The organism is Methanobrevibacter sp. (assembly GCF_050872065.1).
Classification (GTDB): Archaea; Methanobacteriota; Methanobacteria; order Methanobacteriales; family Methanobacteriaceae; genus Methanocatella.
In genome coordinates, this window is the sequence record NZ_JBNMGD010000055.1 from 1 (window position 1) to 8,344 (window position 8,344).

Annotated in this window: 10 protein-coding genes; 5 read left to right on the forward strand and 5 right to left on the reverse strand. The window is 29.7% G+C overall.

All coding sequences use genetic code 11. The features are described 5' to 3' along the window. Positions 1 to 32 precede the first annotated feature (32 nt). From ACR0P1_RS07015 to ACR0P1_RS07035, 5 genes are all read left to right on the forward strand, one after another. Complete coding sequence (locus ACR0P1_RS07015; protein WP_432645703.1) at positions 33 to 824, forward strand: AAA domain-containing protein; 792 nt, start codon at positions 33 to 35, stop codon at positions 822 to 824. A 266-nt stretch (positions 825 to 1,090) separates the two neighbouring features. Next, positions 1,091 to 1,246 carry a hypothetical protein gene (locus ACR0P1_RS07020; RefSeq protein ID WP_432645694.1) on the forward strand — a complete coding sequence of 52 codons (156 nt, stop codon included), beginning with the start codon at positions 1,091 to 1,093 and terminating at the stop codon, positions 1,244 to 1,246. Then, positions 1,213 to 3,030 (forward strand): hypothetical protein, encoded by a 1,818-nt coding sequence (locus ACR0P1_RS07025; RefSeq protein ID WP_432645695.1) that lies wholly within the window; start codon positions 1,213 to 1,215, stop codon positions 3,028 to 3,030. Before ACR0P1_RS07020 ends, ACR0P1_RS07025 begins: the two co-directional genes overlap by 34 nt. Before the next feature lie 38 nt (positions 3,031 to 3,068). Continuing rightward, complete coding sequence (locus tag ACR0P1_RS07030; protein ID WP_432645696.1) at positions 3,069 to 3,383, forward strand: hypothetical protein; 315 nt, start codon at positions 3,069 to 3,071, stop codon at positions 3,381 to 3,383. Beyond that, positions 3,308 to 3,868, forward strand: coding sequence for a DUF169 domain-containing protein (locus ACR0P1_RS07035; protein ID WP_432645697.1), 561 nt, complete (start codon positions 3,308 to 3,310; stop codon positions 3,866 to 3,868). Before ACR0P1_RS07030 ends, ACR0P1_RS07035 begins: the two co-directional genes overlap by 76 nt. On the opposite strand, the gene ACR0P1_RS07040 is transcribed toward ACR0P1_RS07035, so the two are convergent. The 5 genes from ACR0P1_RS07040 to purF are packed head-to-tail and all read right to left on the reverse strand — an operon-like array spanning position 3,861 to position 8,313. Further along, positions 3,861 to 4,370, reverse strand: coding sequence for a YgjV family protein (locus ACR0P1_RS07040; protein ID WP_432645698.1), 510 nt, complete (start codon positions 4,368 to 4,370; stop codon positions 3,861 to 3,863). The two genes, ACR0P1_RS07035 and ACR0P1_RS07040, sit on opposite strands and share 8 nt — an antisense overlap. After that, the gene (locus ACR0P1_RS07045; protein WP_432645699.1) at positions 4,367 to 4,846 is read right to left on the reverse strand and encodes a methylated-DNA--[protein]-cysteine S-methyltransferase; all 480 of its coding nucleotides are present in this window, start codon (positions 4,844 to 4,846) and stop codon (positions 4,367 to 4,369) included. The genes ACR0P1_RS07040 and ACR0P1_RS07045 overlap by 4 nt, the downstream gene beginning before the upstream one ends. A gap of 5 nt (positions 4,847 to 4,851) precedes the next feature. Continuing rightward, the gene (cfbC, locus tag ACR0P1_RS07050) at positions 4,852 to 5,646 is read right to left on the reverse strand and encodes a Ni-sirohydrochlorin a,c-diamide reductive cyclase ATP-dependent reductase subunit (RefSeq protein ID WP_432645700.1); all 795 of its coding nucleotides are present in this window, start codon (positions 5,644 to 5,646) and stop codon (positions 4,852 to 4,854) included. Beyond that, entirely contained in the window at positions 5,639 to 6,886 is a 1,248-nt protein-coding gene (locus tag ACR0P1_RS07055; protein ID WP_432645701.1) for a U32 family peptidase, read from the reverse strand. The genes cfbC and ACR0P1_RS07055 overlap by 8 nt, the downstream gene beginning before the upstream one ends. A 5-nt stretch (positions 6,887 to 6,891) precedes the next feature. Next, a complete protein-coding gene (gene purF / locus ACR0P1_RS07060) occupies positions 6,892 to 8,313 on the reverse strand; it encodes an amidophosphoribosyltransferase (RefSeq protein ID WP_432645702.1) in 1,422 nt (473 codons plus the stop codon). Between the last annotated feature and the right edge of the window lie 31 nt (positions 8,314 to 8,344).

Here is an 8,344-nt window from a genome sequence, read left to right on the forward strand (position 1 = left end):
TTAACTAATTATCATTTTGAGGTAGTAATTATATAGATGAAGCATCACAAACAACAATACCTAGTGTTTTAATTCCTATTGCAAAAGCCAATAAATTTATCTTAGCTGGCGATCCGAAACAATTACCCCCAACTGTTACCAGTGATAATAAAGAACTAAAAAAAAGTTTATTTGAGATTTTACAAAAAAATTTTCCTGAACAACAGAAATTATTAAACATCCAGAACAGAATGAATGAAATACTTATGAAATTTCCAAATAAAGAATTTTATAATAATAAATTAAAATGTGGTAAAGAAGCAAAAAATTATTTCCTTAAAAAAAATGAAGATTGTTACCATCATAAAAGCCCAATTCTTTTTATTGATACATCATTTGAAAAAAATAATAATGAATTGCAGTATAAAAATTCAACATCGAAATATAATATTTTAGAATCAAAAATAGCATCAAAAATTGCTAAAAGATATAATCAGCTAGGTATCCCCCAAAGTGAAATTGGAATTATAACTCCTTACGTTGACCAAGTTAATTTAATAAAAAAACATACAAAATTCATCAATGTTGATACAGTTGATGGTTTCCAAGGAAATGAAAAAGATATAATTATAATATCCATGGTTAGAAGTAGTACTAAAAAAGATATACAATTTATTGCAGATGCTAAAAGATTAAATGTAACACTTACACGTGCAAGAAAAAAATTAATAATTATTGGGAACGCAAAAACATTAAAACAAAAAAAGATTTATAAAAAACTGATTAAATTTTGTGAAAATAATGATGCATTACTATATTATGATAAAAATCTTCCAAATTTTTAAACTATGTCTTCACATTTACCAATTAATCTAAAATCTATTTTCTTAACTTCAGGGTTTGTATTCAACTAGTTCCTGTGCTTTCAATCAGACAATGCTTTAAAATATGATTCATTTTATCATTTATTATTAACGAAAATGTATGAATATTGTTAAAAAATTACAAAGCTTAGTTAATCTCAAAATCCTAGTTTAAATAATACGAAATTTTAACAATGAAAAATATACATATTATCTATAAACAAGTTTTGCATAATTTAGGTATTTTCATGGCTTCAGATAATCTTTCCATATCCCAAATTGAATTTGACGATTGGCAGAATTGGAAAAATGAAATAAGTAACTCAAATAGTAATGAAGAATTAAGTTATATTGCAGAAACACATGACGAATGGTATATTCGTGCTTTAGCTACTATAAAATAGATGATGCATCAGTATTGACAAATATTGCAATTAATAATTCTAATTCAGATATATGTCAGTTAGCAACTAAAAAAGTTCAAAATAATGAATTATTAAAAGAAATTGTAGAAAATTCTCAAAACTATGGAGTTTGGGACATTGCATTATCCCAGATTGATGATGATAATATATTAATTAATTTTGCAGAAAGCCAAAGCAAATATTACCTTCGAAGTCAAGCAATAAATAATATTAAAAATGAGACTTTACTTATTAATTTTGTTAAAAAAAGATTAAAATATACAGAAGAAGATTTTGAAAATGGAAATATTAAAAAATCAAAATTATCTGAAGTATCAGAAGAATATTCATTATGTAACTATGCTATAGAAAACATTCATGATGAATCATTCTTAAAAGATATCGTTAAAAAAGACTATAGTTACACTGAGGAAGCCATAAATAATATTCATGACCAAGAATTTTTAATTAATATAGCTTTAAATCCTGATAATAAACATAGACAATCCGCAATAAAAAATATTATTGATGAGGAAACCTTAATAAATATTGCTAAAAATGATTCCAACGAGTATATCCGTGAAGCAGCTATTAACCAAATATCCAATCAAGATATTGTTGTAGAAATAATTTCTAATGATTATGAAATTGAAGTTTACAGATTGGATTTAGATTATATTGATGATGATTTATTATTTGATTTGGTTAAAAAAGAAAACAATTGGATTCGAAGAAGACATTTTGTTAAATCTATCCAAAACACTGAATATTTAAAAGATATTGTTTTCAATGATATGGAATATGATGTTTGTAAAACTGCTATTGAAAAAATTCACGATGAAACCTTTTTAAAAGAGTTATTCGATTATGATTTTGGTTCAAGTATATTTAATGATACTGTAAGAAGAACTGCTTTAAAAAATATTCATGATGAATCCTTTTTAAAAGATATTTTTGAAAATACTGAATATGGTCTTTATACTTTGAAAAATATCAAAGATGAATCTTTTTTAATTTCAATTGCTCAAAATTGTCATGATTCTGAATTTAGAAATGAAGCATTAAAAAATATTAATGATGAATCAGTTTTAACTCAAATTGCACTAACAGATCCTCAAATGTATATTCGAATAGAAGCAGTTAAAAAAATTAGAAATGATTTTGCTTTAATAAATATTTACATAATGGATATGGACTTTCAGGAATATAACCGACCATATTGTATAATTTATCTGGTTCGCAAAGAAGCTAAATCTAGATTAAAGGAACTAATTAGAAATCCAGAAATACAAACTACTACTCAATATGTAGATATACTTCAAAAAATTAGATATGAACTTGATACTCCTGAAGTTAAACCAATTCCACTTTCCGAAGTAATCAATAATTCTAAACAAAAATTGAATACTAAAAAAAGAAAAACCAAACAAAGTCAAGCCTTAAACAAAAAAAATAAAAAATCTGATTCAAAATTAAAATTAATAAAATTACTTGAGGATTATAAAGATGATGCATTAGTTAGCATTGCTGGTGGATTCAATAGCAGAGATTTATTTAAGAAAGGTTCCATTTTTGATATTGTAAAAGAACCAGATAATTTATATGATATGGAAGCTATTGCAGTCAAACAGAATAATGAAACAATAGCTTATATTGCAAATAGTATTAACACTGTTGTAAGAGGAACTATGAGTGCAGGTAGAATTTATGATAAATTTAATAATGATGCTAAAATTGAACTTATTTTTGTAGATAATCCAATCATAGCAAAATTAATTATCTAAATTTAAGTAAGAATGATATCCAATTTATGAGGTAGAATATGCAAAGCAATATATCAAAAGAAATGAAAATGAAATTTCCCCCAATTGTATTAATCAAAAGTAACAAAAAACCAAAAGATGCAAAAACACCTAAAACCGGTAGAGGAGGATGTGTAATGAGTCTTGTTGCACAAACAATAGCTAATCGTACAACTACCTGTTTTGGCCGTGAGCACATCTCTTGTGGTGGAGTTTCAGTAGGTTTGGTTGGGGAGATGGATTTAAGGATGAAAATGCAATGGATTTTCAGGCATCATTTTTATCCTGTGGTGTTGAATCAGCTCCAAATAAAGAGAAATATCTGGAAAAGTTAAGTCACATGCCTAAACAAACCCGTGATATGTTTGAACATGGTGAGAGAATTTATGCTGATTTTGAGACTGCAAAGGAAAACATAAAATCTAGACCCGCTTATGATAGTGAAGATTATGTGATTTTTAAAGGATTGGAGAATTTAGAGGACAGTGAAATTCCAGATTCTGTAATATTTACCGTTAATCCAATTGAATTAACTGCATTAGTTCAGATAAACACTTCATTTAGACTTAAAGATGCTTATCTTTTAACTCCACAGGCATCTGGATGTCAAGCTATTGGATGTTTTACTTTTAGAGAAAGTGAAAGTGATAATCCAAAACCTGTTTTAAGTCCTATTGATTTTGCAGCACGCAGTAAAATGAAACATTTTATTCCTAATGATTATTTATTAGTTTCAATGCCTTGGAAATTGTTTTTAAAATTAGAAGAAATAAGTAAAAAAAGTGTTCTTCAAACTGGAATGTTTAAAAAATTCATTTAGAATAAATTAATCTAAATAATGAAATTAATCCAACAGTTACTGTAATGCTTTCAATAACTGCTGATGAAAAGTCCCATATTGCAAGGAAATAAATTATAAATATTACACTGTTTATAATGAAGCTAATTTTAATTGACTTAATTGATTTTAAATAGTAATTACATACTGTAAGCTGCACTAAAGCAATGATTGGCAATAATCCAACAAAACCCATAGTATTTACTAGACAACCAATAATTACAGAAACAATAATGAAAATTATAGTCCAGTTAAAGGTTAATTTATCTTTATAAACCATAGCATTTCTTGATGCTGCAATAGCCATGGTTACAATACCTGTCCATGATAAAAAGAATGCAGAAGAAATCATCAGAATAAATGCATTTAGGAATTGGTATTTATATGCCTCTTTTTCATCATTAACCCACATGCTAAGTAAGATAAAAATGCCTGCAACAAATGATATTACATTACCTATTACAATATTAGCCGGTAAATTCATAGTATCTTTTCTAACTTCAATAATTCCATTTTTCTATCCAGACCGGCGGCATATCCTGTTAGTTTACCATTCACTCCCAATACACGATGACATGGTATTAAAATAGAAATAGGATTATGTCCAACAGCAACTCCAACAGCCTGAGCAGACATGTTTGGAGATATCCTTGATGCAATCTCACCATAAGTTAGCGTTTCACCATAGGGAATCTCACATAATATTTTCCATACTTTAAGTCTAAACTCGCTACCTTGAGGTCTTAACTTAAAATCAATTTCTGGATTTAGGCCATTGAAATAATCATCAAACCATTTTTTAAGCTTTTTAAAAATCGCCAAATCATTGTTTTCAATTGTTTTGTCAATGCTATTTTTAAAAAATTTTTGACCATAAAACCAGACTCCACAAACAGCTTCTCCGTCACTTACAAACAGCATTTCACCGATTGGAGAATTATAGCTGGTTGAGTAATACATGCTATCTATAAGTATGACTTGAAGAATAACTCAAATTCTTCATCATCCATTGGCTCTGGAGTTGATATGTTTTCATTAGACATTATACTTGAAGCAAGGTCTCTGTATTCTTGTGCTTCTTTGCTTTCAGGGTATTTTTCCATAACGGTTTTTGCATCTAGTTCAGCATCTTGAATAAGATTACTTCTATGGATAGTACCAATAACATGTGTGCCTATCTTTTTAGCAAAGTCGTTGACAATCTGCTCTTCATTTTCCACATTTCTGCAGTTGCAGACTATACCACTTAAGTTACCTTTAAGCTTTTTAATACCTTTTACAATATTATTCGCAGCATATAATGCCATGTATTCCCCGGATGTTACGATTAAAACTTCATCAGCATATTTTTCACGAAGAGGCACTGAAAATCCTCCGCAAACAACATCACCTAAAACATCATACAAAACAACATCCAAATCCTCATCAAAAATGCCTAAGTTTTCAAGGCGTTTCATTGCAACAATAACACCACGTCCAGCACATCCTACACCCGGTTCTGGACCTCCACTTTCAACACATAAAATATCCTTAAAACCTTTAAAAACCAAATCATCCCTTTCAGGCTTTCTATTATTTTTTAAGGTTTGAACGACAGTTGGGATTCTTGAACCGTATAATGTACGTGTTGTATCTGCCTTCGGATCACATCCAATAACAAGACAATTTAAATCATCACTACCCCATACAGCAGACAAGTTAGCTACAGTAGTACTTTTTCCAATTCCACCCTTTCCATAAATAGCTATTTTCTTAATCATCAGCATTCCTCTCAACTAATTTATAAACAAAGTCATTTTCTCTAACTTTTGTTGGAATAGCAATTGCTACATTAGAACCTTTTTTAACACTTACAACCGGTTTGCCTTCAACTTGAATAGAATCAATTATATGAGTAATCGAACCGGTAGTTTTGCCCTGAATGATGATTTTATCACCTATCTTTAAATCATCCCAAATTCTAAGCTCTGCTGCTTTAACTTTATTATAGTAATTTACAACCTGCCCCATGTCTTTTTTAATATATTTTGATTGATTATCTTCACTAACCTCAAATGGAGTATTGAAGTAAAAATTAGTGTCAAATCCACGATTGAATACGCTTTTAAGCTCTTCCATCCATTCATCTTTAACTTTATAGTCCAACGGATTATCATTATAATTATCAATGGCTTGCCTGTAAATTCCAGTAACCATAGCACCATAATCTGGACTGCGAGCTCTTCCTTCAAGTTTAAATGAAGTAACTCCACTTTTCATAAGTTCCGGAATGTATTCAATCATACACATATCTTTAGGGGAGAAAAAATTAGTCCTATAACTTCCATCATCACTAGGTGCAATAATAAATGATTCCTCATCAACATCAGAGAAATTTATAACTTTATCTTCTCCATCCTCATAAGTTAATGTCCAGTTTTTACGGCAAGGCTGCAGACAATCTCCACAATTAGCACTTCTACCATAAAGGCCATAACTTAAAAAACAGCGCCCTGAAATTGCCATGCAGATAGCACCATGAACAAAAACTTCAGTTTCAATTGGGGATTTTTTGGCCAGCCCAGTAATTTCCCTTAAAGAAAGTTCACGGGAAAGAATTGCTCTTTTAGCGCCTAATTTTTTAAGTGTTTTTAACATATAGGAATTTGAAACATTCTGTTGTACACTAATATGGGCTTCAAGACCACTGGATACAGTATTTTCAATTAATCCAATATCTGATAAAATAAGTCCATCAATCTCACTAGAAGAGATATCTTCAAGATTATTATCCAAAGAGCAAGCTAACCGTTCATTTAAAATAGTATTTGTGCATAAATAAGTTTTAGCTCCATAATCTTTAGCTATTTTAGATACTTCTTTTAACTCATCCAATGAAAAATTTTTAGCATTGGCCCTCATATTATAATCATCAAGGCCAAAGTAAACTGCATCAGCACCATTTTCTAAAACAGCACGAAGTGAAATGAAATTTCCTGCTGGAGCTAATAATTCAACCATAATATCTAAGGTTTATAATATGTTTCTGCTTCAAGACCTTCTGGAATTTCAGTAGGATACTCCTCATTTATACATCCTAAGCATAAATCCTCTTTTGGCATTCCAATAGCTTCAATTAAAGCTTCAATAGTAATATAACCTAATGTATCAATTTCAAGTTGTTCTTTAATTTCTTCAATAGAATAATTAGCTGCAATCAACTCTTTTTTAGTTGCCATAGCTACACCATAGAAACAAGGAGAAATAACTGGTGGACAACCTACTAAAAAGTGAATTTCAGCTGGTTCTGCTTCTTTTACAAGATCTAATAATTTTTTAGAAGTAGTTCCCCTTACAATACTATCATCGATTAAAATAATTCTTTTACCTTTAATAGCATCCTTAATAGGGTTTAGTTTAAGTCTGACTGCTAACTCACGTTCTTCTTGAGTTGGCATGATAAATGTTCTTCCAACATACCTGTTTTTAATTAAACCTTCACCATATGGAATTCCAGAAGCTCTTGAATAACCAATAGCTGCAGGAATAGATGAATCAGGTACAGGAATTACAACATCAGCATCAATAGGATATAATTCATGTAATTGACGGCCAATATTCATTCTGCTTTCATATACATTAACTCCATCAATTGTACTGTCTGGTCTTGCAAAGTACACATATTCAAACATACAGTGAGAAAGTTTACAGTCCTCTGTAATTTCTAACATGTGGGATTTGATTTCATTATCTTCAAAGAATACCACTTCACCAGGTTTTATGTCCCTGATAAATTTTGCATTAATTACATCAAATGCAACAGTTTCAGAAGCAAGGATAAACTCATCATCCCTTTTTGCAACTGCAAGTGGCTTGATTCCCATAGGATCACGCACTCCATATAATTTACCATTTATCAAAATAGTTAATGCGTAAGATCCAACAAGTTTTTTAGAAACAGATTCAATTGAATCTATTATGTCTTTATTGTTATCACAATGCTCTTTTTTAAGCATGTAACAAATAACTTCAGAATCAGTATCGGATTTAAATTCATAACCTTCATCAATCAATTCATTTCTTAGCTCTTCAGAGTTTACAATATCTCCATTATGAGCCATAGCAATAAATCCATCATCAAAATCTGTTACAAAAGGTTGTGAATTTTCAAGTCTTGATTGACCTGTTGTGGAGTATCTTACATGTCCAATAGCCATGCTTCCTTTAAGATTTTGGATTTCATAATCTTTAAAAACATCAGTTATTAAACCCATACCACAATAATAATTCAATCCTTTTTCTGGATTAAAAGTAGCAATTCCTGCTGATTCTTGACCTCTGTGCTGTAAAGCATACAAACAATAATAAACAAAAGATGCGACATTTTTAGATTCATCAGGACAATGAATTCCAACAATACCACACTTATCTTCCATCTCTCCTTGCATTTATAAACTCCCTATAATAGTATATTTATAA

Excerpts from the sequence above, each read along its gene's own strand:
- cfbC (WP_432645700.1), bottom strand. The coding sequence starts at position 5,646 with ATGATTAAGAAAATAGCTATTTATGGAAAGGGTGGAATTGGAAAAAGT.
- ACR0P1_RS07040 (WP_432645698.1), bottom strand. The coding sequence starts at position 4,370 with ATGAATTTACCGGCTAATATTGTAATAGGTAATGTAATATCATTTGTT.
- ACR0P1_RS07035 (WP_432645697.1), top strand. The coding sequence starts at position 3,308 with ATGGATTTTCAGGCATCATTTTTATCCTGTGGTGTTGAATCAGCTCCA.
- ACR0P1_RS07025 (WP_432645695.1), top strand. The coding sequence starts at position 1,213 with ATGGTATATTCGTGCTTTAGCTACTATAAAATAGATGATGCATCAGTA.
- ACR0P1_RS07055 (WP_432645701.1), bottom strand. The coding sequence starts at position 6,886 with ATGGTTGAATTATTAGCTCCAGCAGGAAATTTCATTTCACTTCGTGCT.
- ACR0P1_RS07020 (WP_432645694.1), top strand. The coding sequence starts at position 1,091 with ATGGCTTCAGATAATCTTTCCATATCCCAAATTGAATTTGACGATTGG.
- ACR0P1_RS07030 (WP_432645696.1), top strand. The coding sequence starts at position 3,069 with ATGCAAAGCAATATATCAAAAGAAATGAAAATGAAATTTCCCCCAATT.
- purF (WP_432645702.1), bottom strand. The coding sequence starts at position 8,313 with ATGCAAGGAGAGATGGAAGATAAGTGTGGTATTGTTGGAATTCATTGT.
- ACR0P1_RS07045 (WP_432645699.1), bottom strand. The coding sequence starts at position 4,846 with ATGTATTACTCAACCAGCTATAATTCTCCAATCGGTGAAATGCTGTTT.